Source organism: Streptomyces atratus (assembly GCF_900119365.1).
Classification (GTDB): Bacteria; Actinomycetota; Actinomycetes; order Streptomycetales; family Streptomycetaceae; genus Streptomyces; species Streptomyces atratus_B.
In genome coordinates this window covers 1-22,525 of sequence record NZ_FPJO01000019.1, presented here as the reverse complement: position 1 = coordinate 22,525, position 22,525 = coordinate 1, and the positions used below count along the sequence as shown (strand labels likewise).

Sequence of the window (22,525 nt, the reverse complement as noted above, 5' to 3'; positions counted from 1 at the left end):
GAGAGGAACAAGGCATGCTGGGTCACGTGCCCTCACTCCCCCAGCAGCCCCAACGTTCCCCGTTCAGCGGACACATGGTCGTCTGCGGCGACGACGCACTGGCCCGGCGGCTCGCCGTCGAACTGCGCTATGTGTACGGGGAGCGGGTAACTCTCGTACTGCCGCCCGGATGTGACACCCGCCGCCCCGAACTCCCGCTGGCCGGACGGGGTCTGGCGGCGGCGCTGTTCGGCCGCATGTCCTCGGCGATGAACCGCAACGGAGGCAACGGCGGGGGCGGCGCCGACGCGCTCGGCGACGACACCAACGCCGGGGTCGAGGCGGTCCGCATCATGGAGGCCCTGGAGCCCTCCGACGAGGCCTTCGAGGAGGCGGGCATCGAATCGGCCGCCGCGCTGGCGCTGGTCTACGACGACGACGAGCGCAACATCCGCGCCGCGCTGACCGCCCGCCGCATCAACCCCCGCCTCCGGCTGGTCATCCGCCTCTACAACCGCAAGCTGGGCCAGCACCTGGAGACCCTGCTCGACCAGGCCGCCGCCCTCGCCACCCCCGGCCTGGACCGGGCCGCGCTGGACGCCTCCACCACCGTGCTCTCCGACGCCGACACCGCGGCCCCCGCCCTCGCGGCGACCGTCCTCACCGGCTCCAGCAAGGTCATCCAGGCGGAGGGCCTGCTGTTGCGCGCCGCCGAACGCACCCCGCCCGGGGGCGGCCAGATCGCCGACCCCGGCCTGTGCACCCTCGCGCTGCTCTCCTCCACCACCCATGACCCGGCGGGCACCGAGGGCTCCGACAGCAGCGGCGACGAAGGCCCCCGGCTGCTGCCCGACGAACGGCAGGTGGCGGCGGCGACGGGACGCGGCACGATCGTCCTGGAAGCGGTCAGCCAGGCCGGCCCGTCCGGCCCGCCGTCCCGGATGGGCGGCCGGGGCGCACCGCTCGGCCAGGTCTTCTCGCGGCGGCTGCGCTGGTCGGCGCTGGGCGTCGGCCTGGCCGTGCCGGCCCTCGCCATCGCCTCCACGCTCACCACCGGCGCCGATCCCCTGCGCGCCACCTACCTCACCCTGCTCGACCTGTTCGCGATGGGCGACCCGGCGATCGGCGAGAAGACGGCCCGCCAGATCATCCAACTCCTCTCCGGTGTCGCCGGTTTGATGCTGCTCCCCCTCCTCGTCGCGGGCGTCCTGGAGGCCTTCGGCTCGCTGCGCACCGCATCCTCGCTGCGCCGCCCGCCCCGCGGCCTGTCCGGCCATGTGGTGCTGCTCGGCCTCGGCAAGATCGGTACGCGGGTCCTCGTCCGGCTGCGCGAACTCGGCATACCGGTGGTCTGCGTGGAGAACGACCCGGACGCGCGCGGCATCCCCGTCGCCCGCCGGCTGCACGTACCGGTGGTCCTCGGCGACGTCACCCAGGAGGGCGTCCTGGAGGCGGCGAAGATCCAGCGCTCCCGCGCCCTCCTCGCCCTGACCAGCGCCGACACCACCAACCTGGAAGCGGCCCTCTACGCCCGCTCGGTCAAGCCGGACCTGCGGGTGGCGCTGCGCCTGTACGACGACGAGTTCGCCACCGCCGTCTACCGCACCCTGCGCACCGCCCACCCCCATGCCGTGACCCGTTCCCGCTCCGTCTCCCATCTGGCCGCCCCCGCCTTCGCGGTCGCCATGATGGGCCGGCAGATCCTGGGCGCGATCCCGGTCGAGCGGAAGGTGATGCTCTTCGCGGCGGTCGAGGTGGCGGGCCATCCGCAGCTGGAGGGCCGCACGGTGGAGCAGGCGTTCCGGGCGGGCGCCTGGCGGGTCCTCGCCCTGGACGCCACCCCGCCCGGCGACCGCCGCCCGGGCCTGGCCTTCCCCGACTCGGCCACCCCGGACCGCCCGTCCGGCCTGGTCTGGGACCTGCACCCCGGGTACGTACTGCGCCCCGAGGACCGGGTGGTGATCGCCGCGACCCGCCGGGGCCTGGCCGAACTCCTCCGCCGACGCCGCCCGGTGGTCCCGAGGCCGTAGGCCGTGTCCGGCGCGGGGGCCGGTGGACGCCGCAATCCGGATGCCCGGCACGCGCCCCGACCCCTACCCTGCCCCCATGGACACGGCCCCCGAACTCCTGAACGTGATCGACATCGAGGCGACGTGCTGGGACGGGCAGCCGCCGCCCGGTGCGGTGAGCGAGATCATCGAGATCGGGCTGACCGTCGTCGACCTGCGCGCGGCCGATGGGGTCTCCCCTGCTCGAACGGAGTTGAGAGCTTGGGGAAGGCTCGCCCGCCACCGGATCCTGGTCCGGCCCGCCCGGTCCACGGTCAGCGCCTTCTGCACCGAGCTGACCGGACTCACCCAGGCCGAGGTGGACACGGGCGTGTCCTTCGCCGAAGCCTGCCGCCTGCTGGCGTCGGAGCACCGGGCGGGCATACGCCCCTGGGCCAGCTGGGGCGACTACGACCGCAACCAGTTCACCCGCCAGTGCCGGGCGACCGGAACCCGGTACCCCTTCGGCCACCGCCACACCAACGCCAAGCTCCCCTTCACCTCCGCCTACGGCCTGCGCAAGCGCCCCGGCATGGCCCAGGCCCTGGAGGTGGCGGGCCTCCCCCTGGAGGGCCGCCACCACAGCGGCGCGGACGACGCCTGGAACATCGCGGCCCTGATCCTGGAGGTGGCGGCCCGGGGCGCCTGGCCGGAAGCCACCCCCTGAGGGGCTAGAGCCCGCCGCCCATCACCCCCCGCACCTCCTCCAGCGTCGCCGCCGCGATCTCGTTGGCGCGCTCGTTCCCGTCCCGGAGCACCGACCGTACGTACCCCATGTCCCGCGCGTACTCCGCCCGCCGGGCCCGGACCGGCGCCATCCGGCTGTTGACGGCCTCGGTCACGGTCCGCTTGAGGACGGCCGCGCCACCCCCACCGATCTCCTCGGCCACGGCGTGCGGTTCCCGTCCCAGACAGAGCGCCGCGAGCAGCACCAGCGAGGCCACCCCGGGCCGGTTCTCGGGGTCGTAGGTGATGTACCGCTCGGCATCCGTCTTCGCGCCCTTGATCAGCCGGGCGGTCTCGTCCGCGTCGGCGCCCAGCGCGATGGAGTTGCCCCGGCTCTTGCTCATCTTGGTGCCGTCGGTGCCGAGGAGGAGCGGCGCGTCGGAGAGCAGCGCGTCCGGTTCCGGGAAGACCGCCCCGTACCGCTCGTTGAAGCGCCGGGCGACCATCCGTGTGACTTCGAGGTGCGGCAGCTGGTCCTGCCCGACCGGCACCAGGTTCCCCTTGCAGAACAGGATGTCGGCGGCCTGGTGCACGGGGTACGTGAACATCAGCCCGCTGACGGCCGACTGCCGGGAGTGCGCGATCTCGTCCTTGACGGTGGGGTTGCGGTTCAGCTCGGCGACGGAGACCAGGCTCAGGAACGGCAGCATCAGCTGATTGAGCGCGGGCACGGCGCTGTGGTTGAAGACCGTCGAGCGTGCCGGGTCGATCCCGATGGCCAGGTAGTCCAGCAGCATCCCCTCCATGTACTCGCCGAGCCGGTCGGCGACGTCCCGGTCGGTGAGCACCTGGTAGTCGGCGATGATCACGAAGACGTCCACCCCGAGCTCCTGGAGCCGGACGCGGTTGTGGAGGGTGCCGAAGTAGTGCCCGAGGTGCAGCGACCCGGTGGGCCGGTCCCCGGTCATCACCCGGAACCGGTCGGGCGCCTGCCGGATCCGCGCCTCCAGCTCGGCGGCGCGCTGCTCGGGCGATGCGGTGGCGATACTCATGGGGGTCTCTCTCCTCGCGATGCTGGTTGCGTGGAGGACGGCCCGCCGTGATCACCGGCATCCGCACCCGTACGAGGGCGCAGAAAAGGGCCGTCCATATCGAACGGCCCTGATTCCGTGCAGAAGGGAGGTGGCCGCTCCTAGGAGGAGCGCCACCAGTTTCGGCACAGTACGGAGGTCATGGAGCGAGCTTAACGGAACCGAACTCCGCCCACACGACCTTTCCCGGCCCACGGCGCGTCCCGTACCCCCACCGGTCCGCCAGCGCACCCACCAGCACCAGCCCCCGCCCGCCACACGCACCGGGCTCCGGCTCGCGGGGTCGTGGCGGTACGTCCGAGGCATCGTGCACCTCGATCCGCACCCCGTCACCCAGCGGCCGGAACCTGGTCTCGATCTTCCGCCCCGGCGAGACCCGGGCGTGCTGCCCGGCGTTGGTCAGCAGCTCGGACAGCACGAGCACCGCCGACTCCTCCCACTCCGAGAGCCCCCAGCCCGCAAGCGCGGTACGCAGTTCCGCCCGAGCCAGCGACACACACCGCGGATGCCGGCTCCAGCGCCGCACCACGGTACGGTCCGCCGTCCCGCTCACCGGTCCACCACCGCACCGAGAACAAGGCTCGGCCCTGCCTCGATCCCCTGCTGCACCAGCCACCAACCCCGCCGCCGCCCCCGCCGGGCGAACTCGGCTTGACTAGCTTTCAGTTGGATCCGTTGACGGGCGGGGAAGCAAGGCCGTACGAGCTCACCACCCCACCGCTCCCCGCCCGGACGTCGAGTTAAGAGACACCGGAGTGATCCGAGGAATCGGACGATAAAGTTCAACACGTTGACGCTCCTTCGTAAGCGTTGGCCACGCCCCCGGACCGGTGCCACGGTCGCGGGGGTCCTTGCCGTCACGACAGACGGAAACCCACGCAGTGCACACTGTTGCGTGCGCTGCATGACGCAATCACGCTAGGCGTGTTCGAATCACTACTGCAAGTGCCACGAGCGCAAATTTGCGCACGAATTGAGGAGGTGCGATGCCCGCAGGTGGGAGGCCCACCGTTCGGAGTCGACGACTTGGAACGGCACTGAAACGCCACCGCGAAGCGGCAGGGCTCGATCAGGCCGCTGCGGCCGAGGCAATCATGAGGTCGGTCAGCAAGGTCAGTCGCATGGAGGGCGGCTTGGTGTCGGCTTCGGCCTTGGAGGTCCGCACGCTTCTCGACCGATTCGACGTCCAAGACCCCGGCGAGCGGGAACGGCTGGAACGTTGGGCACGTGCGAGCAATGAACGCGGGTGGTGGCTCGACTACCAGGAGACCGTCCGGCCCGACTACGCGGACCACATCACACTCGAAAACGACTCCACCAACATTCGATCGTGGGAACCTGCTCTCATCCCAGGGCTTTTGCAGACGGCGGAGTACGCGCGATCCGTGATCACTTCCGGACCGACGTTCATCTCACCCGACCGAGTCGATCAATTGGTCAAAGTGCGCCAGGAGCGGCAGAAGAGAATCGAAGCGGGCGGAACACACTTCACGGCCATCATCTGGGAGCCCGCCATCACCGCCCTTGCCGACGACCCCGACAACTGCGCTGGCCAGTGGTTGAGACTTCTCGACATCGGACAGCGGCAGAATGTCACCGTCCAGATGCTCCCGACTGCCGCCAGCAAGGTCGCCGGGATGTCCGGCCCCTTCGTGGCCTTCTCGTTCGGAGTGGAGCCGAATGTAGAGGCGGTTGCCGTACGGAACGTGGCCAACACGTCCGTAGTCGAGGCGCCGGAAGACTTGGCCCTCTACGCCAACGTCTTCGACCAACTACGCTCAGCAGCCATGTCCCCGAAGGAGAGTGCCGGGCGCATTCGGCAGCTCCTCCGCAACGCAGAACAGCCCACAGAAGAGGCATCGTGACAACCGAGATCACCACTGCGTTCAGCAAGTCGTCCTACTCGGATCAGCAGGGCGATTGCCTGGAGATAGCCGAAACCGCCGACGGTGGCCGTGCCATCCGGGACAGCAAGAGCCTCCCCGGGCCTCTCCTGCACCTCGGCTCCGGCCCGTGGTCGACCTTCCTGACGGCAGTGAAGGCGGACGCCTTCTCCGCCGACGCCTGACACTCGACGCCCGCTGCGAGAGGCATGTGATGTGACAGACCATCTTGGCGTTCGCTGACCTGCTGGCCACCACGCGGCATTCGACCGTGCACCTCGAACTCCGCGATACGTACGGGATCGGGGATGAGGCGGCCGAGTTCGACATGTGGCGCACCGGGTGGCGCCCTGAACCCGATCCGGCCACGTGGTGGATCGACTTCCATACGTGGGTGCGCGATGCGACTGCGAGAGGGGTCGTGCTCCGCCGTGCTCGTGTCGTCTCCGAGCCTGCAAGCGCCTACATCAGGTACGAACACGACTGCACCTACCAGAACATCGCCGCCGGCGAAGAGGTCCGGTGGCTGCCCCGGCGCAGGGCCTCGGATCTGGCCCTGCCGGGCAACGACTTCTGGCTGTTCGACGGGCGCCTGATCATGTGGAATCACTTCACGGGCGAAGGAGCCTCAGCGGGCCCGGAGATGGACGAACGGAAGGACGTGGCGAAGTTCTGCGCGGCGGCGTTCGACACTGTCTGGGAACGCGCCACGCCCCATGAGGAGTACCGGATCTGACAAGACCGCAGCCAGACATGCCCGCGTCCCCCTCATCGACCGGAAAGCCCGCAAAGTCGTAGCGGACCGGCTTCGGGAGATCAGGGAGACACGGGCCTCCGCCACCGGATCTCTCGGTCCACGAGCAGCTCCTGATTGCACGCAACAACGATCCAGAGTGACCAGGAACGGGCAATCCCGCGCAATCGTCCAGCACCCCGCAGCGATCCCAAGCATGCTGAAGACCCCATCGGTTGCGCTTCAGGGAGAGACGTCATGGCCCGACAGCTCCGCATGCTCGGCACAACGTCCGAGGAGGGAAAGTGCCCCACGCTGTACGAAGACACGCAGACCGGCGACATCATCGTTCAGGGCTACACCGTCGACGACCCCGAGGACATTGCCCAGCTCGCCAACATTCTTGACGGGGAGTCGTTCGTCGTTGTCCCACGCGACCTGCTCACCCGCTTCGGCCCCAAGGAGTAGAACCCAGTGACGCTGTTCATCGACGACGAGACGTTCGGCGACTACTTCACCGGCTTCGAGCACACGGCGTGGCGGTTGGAAACCCGTCGAGGCTATGACTCCGACCGGACTTCGGAGAGGTACCAGCAGTTCCTGTCCGGCGAGGAACTGCCGGACAACACGAACAGCCCATGGTGCGCGAACATCCGCTTCCAGACCGAGCAGGGCAAGCGGATCGAGCGCGTACGCATCGTCGACTCTCCGCCGACCGAGGATCAGTTGTTCCTTCTGGCCAGCGCGGCACGGAACAACGCTGCGGGAGAGGACATTCGCAACCTGTGGCGTGCGGATGCCAGCGAACTGGGCCTCCCTGACGTGGACTTCTGGCTGTTCGACTCACGCCGCGCTCTGGTACTGCACTTCGACGAGCAGGACAGGCTGCTCGGAACCGAACTGGTCGAGGACCCGGCACGCATCCTCGCGTTCTGCCAGGTGCGAGACGCGGCCTGGCATCGTGCGATCCCACGCACGGAATTCGTGACACAGGTAGCTTCAACTGTGTGAGCACCGATTTTCAACAGGCCCGCGAGACCCTCGGTGCGCGGCTTCGTGAGCTACGCACCGAGGCAGGGCTGAACGGCAAGGAGTTCGCCGAGGCACTTGGCTGGCAGCGGTCCAAGGTGTCGCGGCTGGAGAACGGAAAACAGACTGCCACCACCGCCGATCTGGAGGCGTGGGCTCGTGCGGCAGGGGCCCACGAGGCTTCAGGGGAACTCAGGGGACGGTTGCGCGGTCTGGAGACCACGTACCGCAGTTGGAGACGGCAGCTTGCCGGCGGTCACCGCGCACTCCAGGAAGCCAACGCCGTTCAAGAGATGGAAGCGGAGACCGTCCACCTCTTCGAGTCGGGAATCATTCCTGGGATCTTCCAGACCCCCGACTACGCGCGTGGCGTACTGACGGATGTGTCCAACCGAATTGGCTCACCGAGCGACGTCGAAGAAGGCGTGCGCGCCCGCATGAAGCGCCAGGAGGCGCTCTACCAGCCGGGCCATCACTTCCACGCTCTTATATGGGAAGGCGCTCTGCACGTCGTGCGCTGCTCGCCGGAGAGCATGATTGCGCAACTTGACCGGTTGGCCGGCCTTGTCGGCATGGACACGGTCACCATCGGCATCGTGCCGCTTGGTGTACGCACCCCGTTCTCACCCAAACACGGCTTCTGGATCATCGACGAGCGCCTAGTCATCGCCGATACCTGGAATGCCGAAGTGTGGCTCGACTCCTCCGAGGAGATCGCGTTCTACGTGAAGCTCTGGGACCAGATCCGGAACTCGGCCGTGTTCGGCCACCAAGCGCACCGCCTCATTGGACGTGCACGCGCCCACCTCAGCCCCACGTAGGCAACAAACCCCAACCGTCATGACACCTTGCGCAATCTGCCGCAACTGGCCCACAACTCCACATTCAGCCTCCGTACGGTGCGGGTCATGGCCCCTCGCACACGCAATCCGGGCTCGGACTGGCTGGCCTCCTGCGCCTCCGACCCCGTACAGGTACACCGCACTTGGGCAACCGACGGTCTCGCCCTCATTCGCGCCGAGCGACGCTGGGTCGCTGTCGAAGCAGACCTGATGCGCTCCGTCCACGCGTTGCAACACATCGCCCCTGACCGGCTCGGCCCCCTCCTCGTCCGTCCCGGCGAGGACCTCGCGTGGTGGCTGGCACCGCCGTACGCGGAAGCCCTCCTCGCGGGCATCCCCGGGCTGCGCGTCCGCCCCGAAGGCCAGCCACTGCGATGCCCACCGGCCGAGCGGTACATCGATGGGCTTGGCTGGCTGGAGAAGCCCGACGGTGCGGGGCGGCTGACCGATCCCGCCGAGCTCGGCGCTGCCTTCGATGTCCGAGCAGCGTGTTCGCGCCTGCCCGCAGCGGCTTTCGGATGACAGATCTCCAAAGCTCCGGCGAGTTGCCGCCCGTGGCCGCACTCTCCCGGGAACAGCGGCGCGGCGTGCACTGCGTGTGGTGCTCAGCAGCCCTGTCGGCGCGCACCGCCGTGAACTTGGGCGCACGCGAGACCGACGCCTTCGGCACCACCGTCCAGTGGTTTCCCCGTTGCTGCATCACCTGCCGCGGTGGTCACCCGGAGTGAATTGCTTCCAGGACTCCGCCCTCACCCGCAGGCCCCGCACCAACGGCGAGGACGGCTGAGGTCCCGCCCCCGGGAATGTCCGGCAAGACCGTCCGGGGGCGGGCTGCAAGTGCACGGCAGGGCAAGGAATCGCCTTGTCCTGGTGACTTGAGGAGGCGACAGCGTTGACCTTCAAAGAAGCACTGACGCGCCAGGCAACCGTATCGGGCGGGGACAACGGGGGCCACGGGTCGGACGACACCGACATCGAGGACGGCGACGGCAACGGCGGGAGCGGCTCCCCGGGCCACTGATCACCCGCAGCCGGTCACCGTCCCGAGAACAGTAGGAGCAGGTCCCCGGTTCCGGCCGGGGGCCTCACCCACTCGAAAGAGACTCCGCGCATGAATCTCCTGGTCGTCGACTGGGACTTCTTCTTTCCCACCCCGGCCTCGGGTGGCCCCCAAGGCCCGCACGACGAACTCTTCGCCTGGCCGGTGGCCGAGGACGAGTTCCACACGGAGACCGTCTGGGAGGCCAGACTCCGGGACTTCCGGGCAGCGGGAATCGATCTGCCGCAGGTGGAGGGATGGCAAGGCTTCTGGGACCGCTTCGCCTTCGCTCCCGGCACGCCCCTCACGTATGCCGACAGCAATGCGTGGGCGGCCCACCTCTGGCCTTCCGACCTCGGCGCGGATGCGCCTGCCTGGGATTCGGTCCACCTGTACGACGCCCACCACGACGCCGGATACCGGACGAACCACGACAGCTTCGACGCCTGGAAGGAATCCGGCGATGGCATCCGGTGCGAGAACTGGATGCTCGCTCACGCGTGGGCAGGCTCCGATCTCCACGTCCACTTCCCGCCCTGGCGCGAGTCACTGGGCCGGCCGCCGGAATCCCCGCTCGTTCCCGTCACCATGACCATCGACGACGGCACACCCCCGCCCGTGGCGTTCGACCTCGTCTTCGTATGCCGATCGGGCGCGTGGGTGCCGCCGTGGGCGGACGGGGCGTTCACCGAGTTCCTGCGAAGCGCCCCGATGCCGCGAACCGTCTTCCGCCGGAACCGCTGGGCCCATCCACGACCCGACCCGGCACGCATGGCGAACATGAAGGCCGCGCTGTACCGCAAGGTCGAGGAGATCACCGGTGATGGCTGACAGAGGCGATGCGCCCTCCGGCTGCGCGACGCCGGACTCCGACCGGGCCTGCACCGGCTACGCGTCCGGGTCCCGTTCCAGGAGCAGGTCGAGGATGCGCCGGTCGCCGTCGAGTTTCAGGGAGTCCACCGGAACACGGCTGTACAGGGCCAGGACCAGCTCACCGGCCGTGCCCCGGAGGGAGGCGTCGACAGCGGTGCCGGGCTCCGTGCCGGGCTCGGGGAAGTGGGTGGCCCGTACGCCGTCGGCGGAGAGCGAGAGGCGCCAGGACTGGCCCTCGGTGGCGTGGTAGCCGACGACGGCGGGCTCGTACGGCCAGGTGTACGGCCCCGCGCAGCAGGTGGACAGGAACTCGTCGACGCCGTCGAGCGCCGCCTCTTCCGGCAGCGGCTGCGGGGCGCCCGTGGTGATCTGGCCGTCGTAGGCTGAATCCCGGATGAAGGACGCCCCGAACCGCCTGCAGTGGGCTATGAACCACGACAATTAGCGGTCCGATACACCGAGGCGGAAGAATGACAGTGGGCAAAAACCCTCGAATAGCGGCGCTCGCACAGGTCGTGCCGACGCGGCACGGCGTGGACGAGCGGATCGACTGGAGTGCGGTCGAGGAGATCTGGGGGACCCGGTTCCCGGCCGACTACGTCGCCTTCATGGAGGTGTACGGGGCAGGGCAGGTCAGCAGGGAAGTCGGAATCCTGCTGCCGGTGCCGCGGCCCGATGTCTACTCGGACTGGAACGGACTGCGCGACGAGACCGAGAACGCCCGCGGCACCTGGGAGATGCTCGGCGGCAGAGCCGCCCTCGACGTGGACCCCGGCTCCATCCTGGCCTGGGGCGTCACCACCGGTGCGGACATCTACTGCTGGCTGACCACGGGCGACGACCCCGACCGCTGGCCCGTGCTGGTGTGCGGACGGCACACCAGCCCCGCCTTCCAGGTCCACTCCTTCGGGATGGCGGAGTTCCTCCACAGACTGCTCACCGACGAAGAGTTCCAGGAGGAGACGATCAGCGTCACCCTCCCGGAAGAGCCTTCCTTCATCAACTGGCGTGAACGGAAACGGCGTTGGGACGCCGGCTTGGACCCGTCCACGGGCGAGCCCTGGGGCTAGGAGTCATGCGGCGCCACGAGATCATGTGGCGTACGGGTTGCTGATGGTGTGATGCCGACGCGCGGTGGCCAGCACCCGCTCCGGGAACCGCGGGCCTGCGACGTAGTGGCGGCCTTTCGTCCGGCCCACGGCCGTAAGCAGCTGCGCCTTGGTGAGTGCCTGCAGATCCCGCGTGGCCTGCTGCGTGTTGATCGCTTCGGCCTTCTCGTACCGGCTGCGCCGCACCCGGCCGACCATGGCCACCTCGTGCAGCGCGGTGACCTGCCGCTCCGTGACTCCGTGTGTGCCGGTCTCGTCCATCAGTTGCATCCAGCAGTCGTTGGAACGGTCGACACGACGTTGCACCCGCTGGGTCTGCTGGTGGTAGGCGAGCAGGTTGAATTTGATCCAGGGCAAGGTGTCGCGCTCCGGCGACCAGACCGGCCCTCCGACCTCTCGCAGCACCTTGTAGTACTCCCAGGTGTTGCCCGGCATGCCGAGCCACTCCTCGATCGAGGAGAACTCGGGGGCGAGAACACCGCCGCGTGCGATGAGAAGGGTCTGCAGCGAGCGGGACATACGGCCGTTGCCGTCGGACCACGGGTGGATCTTCACCAGGTTCAGGTGGGCCATGGCTGCGCGGAGCAGGACATGACTGTCCGGGTCGCCTTCGTTGAGCCAGTCCACGAGCTCGCCCATGAGCCCGGGAACCCGCTCCTGGTCAGGGCCTTCGTAATCGGTGGCGAGCTCGTCGCCCGGTGCGGTGATGCGGATCGAGGTCCTGCGCCACTGCCCGGCGAGCTTGCGGGGGTGGTGATGCCCCTGGAGCATCCAGTGCAGGCCGTTGAGGAGTTCCTTGCTGTAGCGGAAATCGCTCACGTCGTGCAGCGACTGGATGTACGTCATGGCCTGTTGGTAGGCCAGAGTCTCCGCCTTGTTCTCATCACTGGCCTCGACCTCGCGCTCGCCGTCCATCAGGTCGGCGACGTCCACGGCATCGACCCTGTAGCCCTCGATCGTGTTCGACGCCGCGATGGCACTGGCCGTCAGGGCCTTGCGCAGATCAAGCGTCCACTTCATCGGAGCCTGCTGCACCGCATGGCGCAGTTGTTCGCGCAGGCCGTTGATCTGTTCCAGGACCTGAAGGTCGGCCGAGTCCAGGCGCGACATCTCGTACAGCATGACGCAATGATACCCAGTTCCTATCATTCCCCGCTCGGTGCACCCTCGCGGCCCGTCAGGAATTGGACCACCCGCGTCGGCACAGGACGAGGCGGTATCCGAGCAGGGAGGCAAGCGGGCCGCGTCGCCGAACCCGTACTGGGCCGGTGCGGTCGTGCACATCGTCCCCGGGTCGCACGGCTCCCCGCCCGCCCGTCCTGCACCTGCCCCAGCACCTCGTCGAACGCCTTGCTCCAGCCCGACTCCGCGCACGCCGGCCGCCGCGTGGGCGGCGCGGAAGCGTTCGGGGCGCTCGGCCTCCACGTAGCTGTTGTCCTCGACCCCAGGAAGGCGCCGGCGCCAGGTCGGCGGTACCACAGGAACCGCACACGCTTCCTTCACGTCTAAAGCGAAAGCCAAGGCCACAGCGCCGCCGAATCCGTCGGTACCGATGTCGCCGTCCACGTTCATGAGCACTACCGCACCCGCTCCGGGCCCGGCCCCTCGGAGAAAGGGCAGGAATTCGTCTCGCTGTGCGGTAGGCAGCAGGCAAGCCGTGAAGGGCTCGGTCACACGATGAGCAGTACTACGAACACATCGACGCACCACACGTCCACGATCGGCACGCCGAACCGGCGCAACACCGAACTCGCACTGCTGGTGTTCGCCGTTGTCGTCCCGGTGTTCGCCTACGCCAACGTGGGCCTGGCCATCGATGACCAGTTGCCGTCCGGCCTGCTGAGCCACGGCCTGGGCCTGGGTCTGGTGGCCGGCGTCGCCCATCTCGTCATACGGAAGTCCGCGCCGTACGCGGACCCGCTCATGCTGCCGCTGGCCACGCTGCTGAATGGGCTCGGCCTGGTCGTCATCTGGCGGCTGGACCAGTCCGAACTGCTGCAGTCGATCAAGCAGGCGGGCACCGCCGCGCCACGGCAGCTGATGTACACGGCGATGGGTATCGCACTGTTCATCGTGGTGCTGTTATTCCTCAAGGACCACCGCGTCCTGCAGCGCTACACCTACATATCCATGGTGAGCGCGCTGTTCCTTCTGCTTCTTCCGCTGGTCCCGGGACTGGGCGCCGACATATACGGCGCCAAGATCTGGATCCGCGTCGGCAGCTTCAGCATCCAGCCCGGTGAGTTCGCGAAGATCGCGCTCGCGGTCTTCTTCTCCGGCTATCTGATGGTCAAGCGCGACGCGCTGGCCCTGGCCAGCCGCCGCTTCATGGGCCTGTTCCTGCCGCGCGGCCGCGACCTCGGCCCGATCCTGGTCGTCTGGTTCCTCTCGATCCTGATCCTGGTCTTCGAGACCGACCTCGGCACGTCGCTGCTGTTCTTCGGAATGTTCGTCATCATGCTGTACGCCGCCACCGAGCGGATCAGCTGGATCGTCTTCGGTCTGCTGATGTCCGCGGCCGGCGCCGTCGGCGTCACCTCCTTCGAGCCGCACGTCCAACAACGTGTCCAGGCCTGGCTCGACCCCATGCGCGAGTACATGCTCAGCCGCCAGGGCGTGGCCGGTCACTCCGAGCAGTCGATGCAGGCGCTGTGGGCGTTCGGCTCCGGCGGCACCCTTGGCTCCGGTCTGGGCCAGGGGCACTCCGACCTCATCCGGTTCGCCTCCAACTCCGATTTCATCCTCGCCACCTTCGGCGAGGAACTGGGCCTGACGGGCGTCATGGCGATCCTGCTGGTCTACGGCCTGATCGTGGAGCGCGGCGTACGCACCGCCCTCGCGGCCCGCGATCCGTTCGGCAAGCTGCTCGCCATCGGCCTGTCGGGCGCGTTCGCGCTGCAGGTCTTCGTCGTCGCCGGCGGTGTGATGGGCCTGATCCCGCTGACCGGTATGACGATGCCGTTCCTGGCGTACGGCGGTTCCTCCGTCATCGCCAACTGGGCCCTCGTGGGCATCCTGATCCGCATCAGCGACACCGCACGCCGCCCTGCGGCCGACCCCGCCCCCGACCCAGACGCCGAGATGACCCAGGTGGTGCATCCGTGAACAAACCCCTGCGCCGGATCGCGACGGCTGTGCCATGACGCCGGTTCGTGCGATGGCGCCGGATCACCGATCCGCGCGCCATCCCGCCCCGCCGCCACCTCCCGGGGGCCGCCCCCGCTCAGTTCACTTCTTGGCGTGCTCGCCAACGTAGAACAGGATCCAGATGAAGCCCGCGAAGAGATGCGTGGCGAAGACGTAGACGAAGACGCGCAGGGCCACGCCGCGCTCCTTCCAGCGCTCGCTCTCGCCGCCGCTCCCGCTCACTGCCCTGCCTCCGTCGAAGGCGCGGTCCGTGGCCGGTCCGCACGTCCTGTCCAGGGTACGCACCGGCCCGGGGCCCCCTTGGAATAGGTCAGGGGGGTCCTCCGTTGTAGGGTGTGTTCACATAGTTCAAAGTTCAACCAAACGGAGGCGGGCCATGGAGTTCGGGATCTTCACCGTCGGGGACGTCACCACCGACCCCACGACCGGCAGGACGCCGAGCGAGAACGAGCGGATCAAGGCCACCCTCGCCATCGCGCAGAAGGCGGAGGAGGTCGGCCTGGACGTCTTCGCCACCGGCGAGCACCACAACCCGCCGTTCGTCCCGTCCTCCCCGACGACCACGCTCGGCTACATCGCCGCCCGCACCGAGAACCTGATCCTGTCCACGTCCACGACGCTGATCACCACCAACGACCCGGTGAAGATCGCCGAGGACTACGCGACGCTCCAGCACCTCGCGGACGGCCGCGTCGACCTGATGATGGGCCGCGGCAACACCGGTCCGGTCTACCCCTGGTTCGGCAAGGACATCCGTCAGGGCATCCCGCTCGCCATCGAGAACTACGCCCTGCTGCACAAGCTGTGGCGCGAGGACGTCGTGGACTGGGAGGGCAAGTTCCGTACGCCGCTGCAGTCCTTCACCGCGACCCCGCGCCCGCTGGACGGCGTCCCGCCGTTCGTCTGGCACGGCTCCATCCGCTCTCCGGAGATCGCCGAGCAGGCCGCTTACTACGGCGACGGCTTCTTCCACAACAACATCTTCTGGCCCATCGAGCACACCAAGAAGATGGTGAACCTGTACCGGCAGCGGTACGCGCACTACGGGCACGGCACCGCCGAGCAGGCCATCGTCGGCCTCGGCGGCCAGGTGTTCATGCGGAAGGACTCGCAGGACGCGGTACGGGAGTTCCGCCCGTACTTCGACAACGCACCGGTCTACGGACACGGGCCCTCCATGGAGGATTTCACCCAGCAGACCCCGCTGACCGTGGGCTCTCCGCAGGAGGTCATCGAGCGGACCCTGTCCTTCCGGGACGCCGTCGGCGACTACCAGCGCCAGCTGTTCCTGATGGACCACGCGGGGCTGCCGCTGAAGACGGTCCTGGAGCAGCTCGACATCCTCGGTGAGGAGGTCGTCCCGGTGCTGCGCAAGGAGTTCGCCGCGCTGCGTCCGGCCGGGGTCCCGGACTCCGCGCCCGTCCACCCGGCCGTCGCCGCCCGCACCGCCACGAAGGAGGCCTGACCACCGTGTCCACCACGTCCGGCGTATTCGCCACCGAACCCCTGCGGATCGTCGCCGTGTCGGCGGGGCTGAGCAGCCCGTCCTCGACCCGGCTGCTGGCCGAGCGGCTGGCCGGTGCCGCCCGCGAGCGCCTGCTGGCCGAGCAGGACCGCACGGTCGAGACCCGGGTGATCGAACTGCGTGACCTGGCCGTCGACATCGCCAACCACCTGGTCACCGGGTTCCCGCCGGCCGCCCTGGACGCGGCGGTCAAGGAGGTGGCGGAGGCGGACGGGCTGATCGCCGTCTCGCCCGTGTTCACCGCCTCGTACAGCGGGCTGTTCAAGTCGTTCTTCGACCTGATCGACAACACGGCGCTGACCGGCAAGCCGGTCGTCATCGCGGCGACCGGCGGTACCGCCCGCCACTCGCTGGTCCTGGAGCACGCGATGCGTCCGCTCTTCGCCTACCTGCGGGCCACCGTCGTACCGACGTCCGTGTACGCGGCCTCGGAGGACTGGGGCTCCTCCGGCGACGAGTACACCGACGGCCTGCCGTCCCGCATCCGGCGGGCGGGCGGCGAGCTCGCCGCCATGATCACGGGCGGCCGGGCGGCGTCCGGGGCGCCGAGGACGCTCGGGCTCGACGACGAGGTCGTGCCCTTCGAGCAGCAGCTCGCCGACCTCCGCCTGGACTGAGGGACCCACCGCCGGAAGCCCTGTGCCGGTTTGATTAGAGTTACACCGAAAGATGCGTCGTGCGAGCCCGTCTCGTACGACGCATCCGCGCACTGAGCCGAACCGAGCTGGAGGCAGTGATGGGCAGGATCGTGGTGGGCGTGGACGGCTCCGAGTCGTCGGTCAAGGCGCTGCACTGGGCCGTACGCCAGGCGGAGCTGACCGGTGACACGGTGGAGGCCGTCAACAGCTGGGAGTACCCCGCGACGAGCTGGGCGTCGATGATGCCCGGCATGCCGGAGGACTTCGACCCGCAGGCCCTGGCGACCGTGGCCCTCACCGAGACGCTGGAGGAGGCCCTGGGCGCCGAGGGCGCGGCGGCGGTCAGCAAGATCGTGGTGATCGGCAACCCGGCCCAGTCCCTGCTGGACCGCGCCGAGGGAGCCAGCCTGCTCGTCGTGGGGGCGCGCGGCTACAGCGGCCTCAAGGCGACCCTGCTCGGCTCGGTCAGCCTCCATGTCACCCAGCACGCACCGTGCCCGGTGACGGTCGTACGCGGCTGACGACGGACCGGCCGGCGGACCGGCCGCGGACATGAGGGCGGGCCCGCACCGATCGTGTGCGGGCCCGCCCTCGCGTCACACCGACGTGGGGCTCACGTCCGCTCGTGCGTGTAGAAGATGTAGAAGGCGGTGATGAACATGCCGAGGCCGACCGCCAGTCCCAACGCCGAGGACCGCAGCACGCTCGAATCGGTCAGCCCGACCAGCAGCCCGATCGCCGCCGACGTCAGCGCGCCGTAGGCCACCGCCCGCACCAGGGGCAGCATGGTGCGCTGGATCCGGCCCAGCGCGAAGCACAGGACGGCGAGCACCACCGCCGTGATCAGGCCGTACCAGAACTGCCGGTAGCCGCTCGCGCCGTTGTTGCGGAGGACGAACGAGGCGTAGAGGCCGTACGCCGCACCCAGCGTGACGGGTATCGCCCAGGAGAGCGCGCTGTGCCCGCGTGCGTGTGCCCTCGGCCCGGACCGTCCGCGAGCCGGCATTGCTGCGTGTGTGGACATGGCGGAGTTCTCCTTCCGTGACTTCCTTCCAGGGCACACCCGGCCGCGCCGCCCGGCAACTCGGATGGCGTACGGCCCGGGGCGCGGCGCCCGTCCGCGGGATTCCCTGGGAGGGTGCGGACGTATCTCTCGGCGGGTCTCTCGGCGGTACTGCTGGTACTGCTCGCCGTCCTCGTCCCCGTCGGCGCGCTGTCCGCCTGGGTGGATCTGGAGATCGACAACACGGACCGTTACGTCGACGCGGTGGCCCCGCTCGCCTCCGACCCCGATGTGCAGAGCACCGTCACCGACCTCATCACCGACGGGGCGATGAGACAGATCGACGCCGGACCGCTCCAGGACACCGTGCGGGACTTCCTGCACCAGGCGGTGCTGTCCTTCACCACCACCGACGCCTTCCAGGACGCGTGGAACGCCGCCAACCGCACCGCCCACGAGGCCGTCACCACCGCCCTGAACGGCAACACCGGCGAGGCCGTGACCATCGATCTGGCGCCCGTGACCGAACGGATCAAACAGAATCTGGAGGAGAACGGGGTCCCGTTCGCCGACCGGATCCCGGTCCAGCACACCGACATCACGCTCATCTCCGCCGGCCGCGCCGACCAGCTGCGCCAGACCTTCCACCTGCTGCGGACCGGCAGTGTCCGGCCGGCCGTGGGCACGCTCGTGGTCGCCGTCCTGGCCGCGGTCGTGGCCTGGGCGCGCGGCGGCGGCCCGGGGCACAGGCGGTCCGGGCTCGCGGCGCTCTCCGCCACCGCCGTGGCCGGGCTCGGCTTCGCGCTCGGGGCGCTCGTGCTGCGCGCGGTGGTCGCGTACGCCCGCGGCCGGGTGCTGTCCGAGGTTCCGGACAGCGAGACGGCGGGGGCGGCGGCGGTGTACGACGCACTGACGGGCTCGCTGCGCACGACGGTGTGGATCGTGTTCGCGGCGGGGCTGGCGGTGGCGCTGTGCGCGGTGCTCGTACGGCTGTGGGCGGCCCGGGGACGGCCCGCGCCGGGCACGGGATGACCCGGCACGGCGCCGCATGACAAGGGCGCTCCGGGCTCGACGTGCGGCGGCGGGCGGGCCGGGGAAGAGTGGATGTCGTGACTGCCGGATCGGGGGCGACTGAGAGGTCTTCCGCATGCGAGCCATAGCCGTCGGCGCGTTCCGGGCCGACCCCGCACTGGTGGAGATGCCCAAGCCCGAGCCGGAGGCCGGAGAGGTACGGGTCAGGATCGAGTACGCCGCGCTCAACCCGTCCGACTGGCAGGCCGCGCAGGGTTCGCCGGACGACGGACCGGCACCGCGCGTGTTCCCGATGGTCATCGGCGTGGACTTCGCGGGCCGGGTGGACATGATCGGCGGCGGCGAGAACCGCTTCCGGGTCGGCGACCACGTCTTCGGCCGGGTCGCCCGGCCGAACGCGGCCGGAGGCGGCACGTACTGCGACTACGTGTCCGTGCCCCAGGACTCCGCCATCACCGTCGTCCCGCCCGGCCTCCCCCTCCGGGCCGCGGCCGCACTGCCCTCCGCCGGGATGACGGCCGCCCAGATCCTGGAGACCGCCGTCTTCCGCGGCCACGAGAGCCTGCTGGTCATCGGTGCGGCGGGCGGCGTCGGCAGCTATCTGACCCAGCTCGCCTCGGCCCGCGACATACGCGTGATCGCCGCCGTGCGCGGCGACGAGCACAGGCGGATGACGGAACTCGGCGCCGCCGTCACGATCGACATCACCGACCGCCCCCTCGAAGCTGCCGTACAGGAGAGCTGCCCGGACGGCGTCGACGCACTGGTCGACCTGGCCTCCACCACCCCGGACTCCTTCGCCGCCCATGCCGCGCTGGTCCGCCCCGGCGGCATCGCGCTCACCACCCGGGGCGTCGCCGCCGGGGCCGCCCTGCCCACGGACGTGACCGGCATCGACTTCCGGCTCGAACCCACCCCGGTCCTGCTGGACGTGCTGGCCGCGGGCGCCGCCGAAGGTGTGCTCCGGGTGCCCGTCGACATCGAACTCCCGCTGGAGAAGGCCCCGCAGGCCCTCGACCGGAACCGGACGGGCGGCGCCCGCGGCAAGACCGTCATCGTGCTCTGAGCCCCCGGACGGGTCCGGGCCCGGACGAGCCGTCACGGCTGCGTACCGTTGAGGTACGGCTCGAACAATGCCGGGATTCGCACGATTCAAGGGGACGCGTTGACCGATACCGAGGCCGCGTCCGGACGACGCCGCGTGACGCCACCCCCCTGGCTGCTGAGCGGGCTGCGCCCGCAGCCGTCCACGCCCATCGCCTGGGCGGCGGTCGTGCGCGCCTCCGTCTCCCTGGCCACGCCGCTCGCCGTCGGCTTCGCGCTGGACCGGCCCGCGTACGGCGCGCTCGTCTCCATGGGCGCGCTCTCCGGCGTCATCGGCGACACCGCCGACGCGTACCGGATGCGCATACTCAACATCGCCGTACCGCAGCTCTTCGGCGCGCTCGGCGTCATGCTCGGCACGCTGGTGTACGGAACCGGCTGGGCGGCCGTCGCCGCGCTGACCCTGGTCGGCCTGGTCTCCGGAATGATGTCGACGATCGGCGCCGTCGCCTCCGTGTCCGGGCTGCTCCTCCTGCTCAACGCGGTGGTCGGCGCCGGACTCCCGATGCCGGAACCCTGGTGGGTGGCGCCGCTGCTGCTCACGGTCGGCGGACTGTTCGTCCTCACCCTCACCCTGCTGGCCTGGCCACTGCGCCGGAAGCTCCCGGAGCGGGTCGCGGTCGCGGACACCTATCTCGCGGTCGCCGACCTGCTCGCCGCCGCGGGCACCGACGCGTACGAGGACCAACGGCACGCCGTCACCCAGTCCCTCAACACGTCCTACGACCTGATCCTGGCCCGCCGGGCCCGCTACCACGGCCGCAGCAACGCCATGGTGCGGCTGCTCGCCCAGCTCAATGTCGTCATCCCGCTCGTCGAGGCGGCCCCCGCCGTCCATGTGCGCCGGTGCCCGCTCCCCGACGAGATCCCGGCGGCGGTACGCGAACTGGCCGCCGCCGTCGAGGAGAGCCGCACCGGCCGCCCCGAACTCGCCCTGCCCGCACCGGAATCACCCGCCACCCGGGCCGTGGACAGCGCCCTGCGGCACGCGGCGGTCGTCGTGCACAAGGCCGACCCCGACCCGTACAACGTCGACGACCGGCTCGGCCGCCCGGCCGTGCTCGGGGTACGGATCCGGCGGGCCACCCGCGACGTGCTGCTCTCCGGGGCCTCCTGGCGCTACGGGCTGCGCCTGGCCCTGTGCATCGGCCTGGCCCAGGCCCTGACCTCGCTGATCCCGGTGCCGCGCTCCTACTGGGTCGCGCTGACCGTCACGTTCGTCCTCAAGCCGGACTTCGGCTCGGTGTTCTCGCGGGCCGTGCTGCGTTCGGTGGGCACCGCGGCCGGTCTCGTGGTCGCCGCACCGGTGCTCGCCGCGGTGCCGATCGGCTGGTGGGACGTGCCGGTGATGGTGGTGCTCGCCGCGCTGATCCCGGCGCTGACGGCGAAGGGCTACGCCTTCCAGACCGCGGCCATCACCCCGGTCATCCTGCTCCTGTCCGACCTGCTGAACCACCAGGGCTTCGACCTGGTCTGGCCGCGGTTCCTGGACAGCCTGATCGGCTGCGCGATCGTGCTGGTGGCGGGCTATCTGCTGTGGCCGGAGAGCTGGCACGTACGGATCGGCCACCGGCTCGCGGACGCGGTGACGGACACCGCCGACTACGTGGCGTACGCCTTCGAGCCGGGCCGCTCCGGCGACCGGGCGGAACGGGTGCGGGCCCGGCGCCGGATCTACCGCGATCTGTCGGCCGTACGTTCCGAATTCCAGCGCGCCCTGACGGAGCCGCCCCCGGTCGGCACCCGGGCCGCCGCCTGGTGGCCGCTGGTCGTCGCGGTCGAACGCATCGTGGACGCGACGACGGCGGCCCGGGTCCGCGTCAACCACGGAGCACCCGAGCCGCCGCCCGCGGAGGTCGCGGAGATCCGGCGGCAGCTGCGGGAGCTGGCCGACGGGATCCGGGCGAGCGAGGTCCTGGTGGGGGTCCGCGCCGAACTTCCGGGCGACGAGGAGGGCGTACTGGCTCCGCTGCGCCAGGAGGTGGCGGCGGCACGGGCGATCGCCTCGCCCCAGCCGTAGGGCCTGCCCGGTGGGGCGGTCACCCGGTGGGGCCGTCCCCCCGCAGCCGGTCCATCTCGCGCCGGTCCCGCTTCGTCGGCCGGCCCGCGCCCCGGTCCCGTACCGGAACCTGGATCGCCGCCTCGCGCGGCGGCGGGGGCGGGCTGTTGTCGATGAAGCACTCCGCCGCGACCGGAGGGCCGACCCTCTTCTTGACGATCTTCGACACGACCACGATCCGGTCGCGGCCGGCGTGCCGGAGCCGTACCTCGTCGCCGACGCGCAACGCCTGGGCGGGCTTGGCGCGCTCACCGGCGACCTTCACATGACCCGCGCGGCAGGCGGCAGCGGCCTGCGAACGGGTCTTCGTCAGCCGGACCGACCAGATCCAGACATCGACCCGAACGCTGCCCTCCGCCTGCGGCGCCTCACCGGAAACCATGTGTCCGACTCTAGCCTCGCCGTTTCGGTTGGGGTGATGAGTCGTCGCTGATCGTCAGCCGCCGGGTGGGCGAGGTGATTTGGCTGTTTGGGCATGGCGGAGGCCCGGCGCGGTGGTCGGGTTCTCCAGGGTCCTTCGGGTCGTGGGCGGGCAGGGGGTTGTCGGTCAGCCGGCTGGTCGGGGCAGCGCGGCAAGGCGATGGAAGGCGTCGGCGAGTTCGTTTCTCCATGGCCAGGTCGCCGATATCCGCAGGCGGAGGCGCCGCCCGCCTCGGGTGAGGCGGGCGGCGACGTGCAGCAGTCGGTAGCGGAGCTTTTTCGGTTCGGCAGTGGCCAGTTCGCCG

General features: G+C 69.9%; 27 protein-coding genes. 19 read left to right on the top strand and 8 right to left on the bottom strand.

From position 1 onward, the window contains the following. Positions 1–14: 14 nt before the first annotated feature. Positions 15–2,009, top strand: a complete 1,995-nt coding sequence (locus BT364_RS26710; RefSeq protein WP_072487785.1) for an NAD-binding protein — start codon at positions 15–17, stop codon at positions 2,007–2,009. 76 nt (positions 2,010–2,085) lie between these two features. Continuing rightward, the gene (locus BT364_RS26705; RefSeq protein ID WP_072487784.1) at positions 2,086–2,694 is read left to right on the top strand and encodes a 3'-5' exonuclease; all 609 of its coding nucleotides are present in this window, start codon (positions 2,086–2,088) and stop codon (positions 2,692–2,694) included. Positions 2,695–2,698: 4 nt separating this feature from the next. Here BT364_RS26705 and trpS read toward each other — a convergent pair whose 3' ends face one another. Together trpS and BT364_RS26695 are read right to left on the bottom strand one after the other, a co-directional pair. Further along, positions 2,699–3,745, bottom strand: a complete 1,047-nt coding sequence (trpS, locus tag BT364_RS26700; protein ID WP_072487783.1) for a tryptophan--tRNA ligase — start codon at positions 3,743–3,745, stop codon at positions 2,699–2,701. Between the two features lie 178 nt (positions 3,746–3,923). Next, complete coding sequence (locus BT364_RS26695) at positions 3,924–4,337, bottom strand: ATP-binding protein (protein ID WP_072487782.1); 414 nt, start codon at positions 4,335–4,337, stop codon at positions 3,924–3,926. A gap of 433 nt (positions 4,338–4,770) precedes the next feature. Between BT364_RS26695 and BT364_RS26690 the strand changes: the two genes are divergently transcribed. The 9 genes from BT364_RS26690 to BT364_RS26650 all read left to right on the top strand — a co-directional run bounded on the left by BT364_RS26690 (position 4,771) and on the right by BT364_RS26650 (position 10,141). After that, positions 4,771–5,649, top strand: a complete 879-nt coding sequence (locus BT364_RS26690; protein ID WP_072487781.1) for a DUF5753 domain-containing protein — start codon at positions 4,771–4,773, stop codon at positions 5,647–5,649. Continuing rightward, positions 5,646–5,852 carry a DUF397 domain-containing protein gene (locus BT364_RS26685; protein WP_079179650.1) on the top strand — a complete coding sequence of 69 codons (207 nt, stop codon included), beginning with the start codon at positions 5,646–5,648 and terminating at the stop codon, positions 5,850–5,852. Before BT364_RS26690 ends, BT364_RS26685 begins: the two co-directional genes overlap by 4 nt. A 44-nt stretch (positions 5,853–5,896) precedes the next feature. After that, the gene (locus BT364_RS26680; protein ID WP_371268651.1) at positions 5,897–6,403 is read left to right on the top strand and encodes a DUF6879 family protein; all 507 of its coding nucleotides are present in this window, start codon (positions 5,897–5,899) and stop codon (positions 6,401–6,403) included. 255 nt (positions 6,404–6,658) lie between these two features. Beyond that, positions 6,659–6,868 (top strand): hypothetical protein, encoded by a 210-nt coding sequence (locus tag BT364_RS26675; RefSeq protein ID WP_072487779.1) that lies wholly within the window; start codon positions 6,659–6,661, stop codon positions 6,866–6,868. Between the two features lie 6 nt (positions 6,869–6,874). Next, on the top strand, positions 6,875–7,411 hold the full coding sequence (locus BT364_RS26670) for a DUF6879 family protein (protein ID WP_072487778.1): 537 nt from the start codon (positions 6,875–6,877) through the stop codon (positions 7,409–7,411). Continuing rightward, positions 7,408–8,250 carry a helix-turn-helix domain-containing protein gene (locus BT364_RS26665; protein WP_072487777.1) on the top strand — a complete coding sequence of 281 codons (843 nt, stop codon included), beginning with the start codon at positions 7,408–7,410 and terminating at the stop codon, positions 8,248–8,250. Before BT364_RS26670 ends, BT364_RS26665 begins: the two co-directional genes overlap by 4 nt. Positions 8,251–8,337: 87 nt before the next feature. Beyond that, complete coding sequence (locus tag BT364_RS26660; protein ID WP_072487896.1) at positions 8,338–8,793, top strand: hypothetical protein; 456 nt, start codon at positions 8,338–8,340, stop codon at positions 8,791–8,793. A gap of 370 nt (positions 8,794–9,163) precedes the next feature. Beyond that, positions 9,164–9,292 carry a hypothetical protein gene (locus BT364_RS43320; RefSeq protein WP_256260239.1) on the top strand — a complete coding sequence of 43 codons (129 nt, stop codon included), beginning with the start codon at positions 9,164–9,166 and terminating at the stop codon, positions 9,290–9,292. Positions 9,293–9,382: 90 nt separating this feature from the next. Further along, positions 9,383–10,141, top strand: a complete 759-nt coding sequence (locus BT364_RS26650) for a hypothetical protein (protein WP_072487775.1) — start codon at positions 9,383–9,385, stop codon at positions 10,139–10,141. Positions 10,142–10,198: 57 nt separating this feature from the next. Here BT364_RS26650 and BT364_RS26645 read toward each other — a convergent pair whose 3' ends face one another. Then, complete coding sequence (locus BT364_RS26645) at positions 10,199–10,624, bottom strand: hypothetical protein (protein ID WP_072487774.1); 426 nt, start codon at positions 10,622–10,624, stop codon at positions 10,199–10,201. 29 nt (positions 10,625–10,653) lie between these two features. Here BT364_RS26645 and BT364_RS26640 point away from each other — a divergent pair, with 29 nt between their 5' ends. Beyond that, positions 10,654–11,253, top strand: a complete 600-nt coding sequence (locus BT364_RS26640) for an SMI1/KNR4 family protein (protein ID WP_072487773.1) — start codon at positions 10,654–10,656, stop codon at positions 11,251–11,253. A 21-nt stretch (positions 11,254–11,274) separates the two neighbouring features. Here BT364_RS26640 and BT364_RS26635 read toward each other — a convergent pair whose 3' ends face one another. After that, positions 11,275–12,414, bottom strand: a complete 1,140-nt coding sequence (locus BT364_RS26635; protein ID WP_072487772.1) for a Fic family protein — start codon at positions 12,412–12,414, stop codon at positions 11,275–11,277. 555 nt (positions 12,415–12,969) lie between these two features. Here BT364_RS26635 and BT364_RS26630 point away from each other — a divergent pair. Then, positions 12,970–14,397, top strand: a complete 1,428-nt coding sequence (locus BT364_RS26630; RefSeq protein ID WP_072487771.1) for an FtsW/RodA/SpoVE family cell cycle protein — start codon at positions 12,970–12,972, stop codon at positions 14,395–14,397. A 123-nt stretch (positions 14,398–14,520) separates the two neighbouring features. Here BT364_RS26630 and BT364_RS26625 read toward each other — a convergent pair whose 3' ends face one another. Continuing rightward, complete coding sequence (locus BT364_RS26625; protein WP_256260242.1) at positions 14,521–14,661, bottom strand: DUF6126 family protein; 141 nt, start codon at positions 14,659–14,661, stop codon at positions 14,521–14,523. 154 nt (positions 14,662–14,815) lie between these two features. On the opposite strand from BT364_RS26625, the gene BT364_RS26620 reads away from it, so the two are divergent. The 3 genes from BT364_RS26620 to BT364_RS26610 all read left to right on the top strand — a co-directional run bounded on the left by BT364_RS26620 (position 14,816) and on the right by BT364_RS26610 (position 17,123). Beyond that, positions 14,816–15,904, top strand: a complete 1,089-nt coding sequence (locus BT364_RS26620; RefSeq protein WP_072487769.1) for an LLM class flavin-dependent oxidoreductase — start codon at positions 14,816–14,818, stop codon at positions 15,902–15,904. 5 nt (positions 15,905–15,909) lie between these two features. After that, positions 15,910–16,581, top strand: coding sequence for an FMN reductase (locus BT364_RS26615; RefSeq protein WP_072487768.1), 672 nt, complete (start codon positions 15,910–15,912; stop codon positions 16,579–16,581). A 119-nt stretch (positions 16,582–16,700) separates the two neighbouring features. Beyond that, positions 16,701–17,123 carry a universal stress protein gene (locus BT364_RS26610; protein ID WP_072487767.1) on the top strand — a complete coding sequence of 141 codons (423 nt, stop codon included), beginning with the start codon at positions 16,701–16,703 and terminating at the stop codon, positions 17,121–17,123. A gap of 92 nt (positions 17,124–17,215) precedes the next feature. On the opposite strand, the gene BT364_RS26605 is transcribed toward BT364_RS26610, so the two are convergent. Continuing rightward, positions 17,216–17,626, bottom strand: a complete 411-nt coding sequence (locus tag BT364_RS26605) for a hypothetical protein (protein WP_072487766.1) — start codon at positions 17,624–17,626, stop codon at positions 17,216–17,218. Between the two features lie 114 nt (positions 17,627–17,740). Between BT364_RS26605 and BT364_RS26600 the strand changes: the two genes are divergently transcribed. From BT364_RS26600 to BT364_RS26590, 3 genes are all read left to right on the top strand, one after another. Then, complete coding sequence (locus BT364_RS26600) at positions 17,741–18,637, top strand: hypothetical protein (RefSeq protein WP_072487765.1); 897 nt, start codon at positions 17,741–17,743, stop codon at positions 18,635–18,637. Positions 18,638–18,752: 115 nt separating this feature from the next. Beyond that, positions 18,753–19,703, top strand: a complete 951-nt coding sequence (locus BT364_RS26595) for an NADP-dependent oxidoreductase (RefSeq protein ID WP_072487764.1) — start codon at positions 18,753–18,755, stop codon at positions 19,701–19,703. 135 nt (positions 19,704–19,838) lie between these two features. Continuing rightward, complete coding sequence (locus tag BT364_RS26590) at positions 19,839–21,761, top strand: FUSC family protein (protein WP_072487763.1); 1,923 nt, start codon at positions 19,839–19,841, stop codon at positions 21,759–21,761. A gap of 19 nt (positions 21,762–21,780) precedes the next feature. Here BT364_RS26590 and BT364_RS26585 read toward each other — a convergent pair whose 3' ends face one another. Continuing rightward, on the bottom strand, positions 21,781–22,182 hold the full coding sequence (locus tag BT364_RS26585; RefSeq protein WP_072487762.1) for an RNA-binding S4 domain-containing protein: 402 nt from the start codon (positions 22,180–22,182) through the stop codon (positions 21,781–21,783). Positions 22,183–22,347: 165 nt separating this feature from the next. Next, the coding region (locus BT364_RS26580; RefSeq protein WP_177328237.1) for a transposase at positions 22,348–22,525 on the bottom strand (178 nt) is incomplete at its 5' end.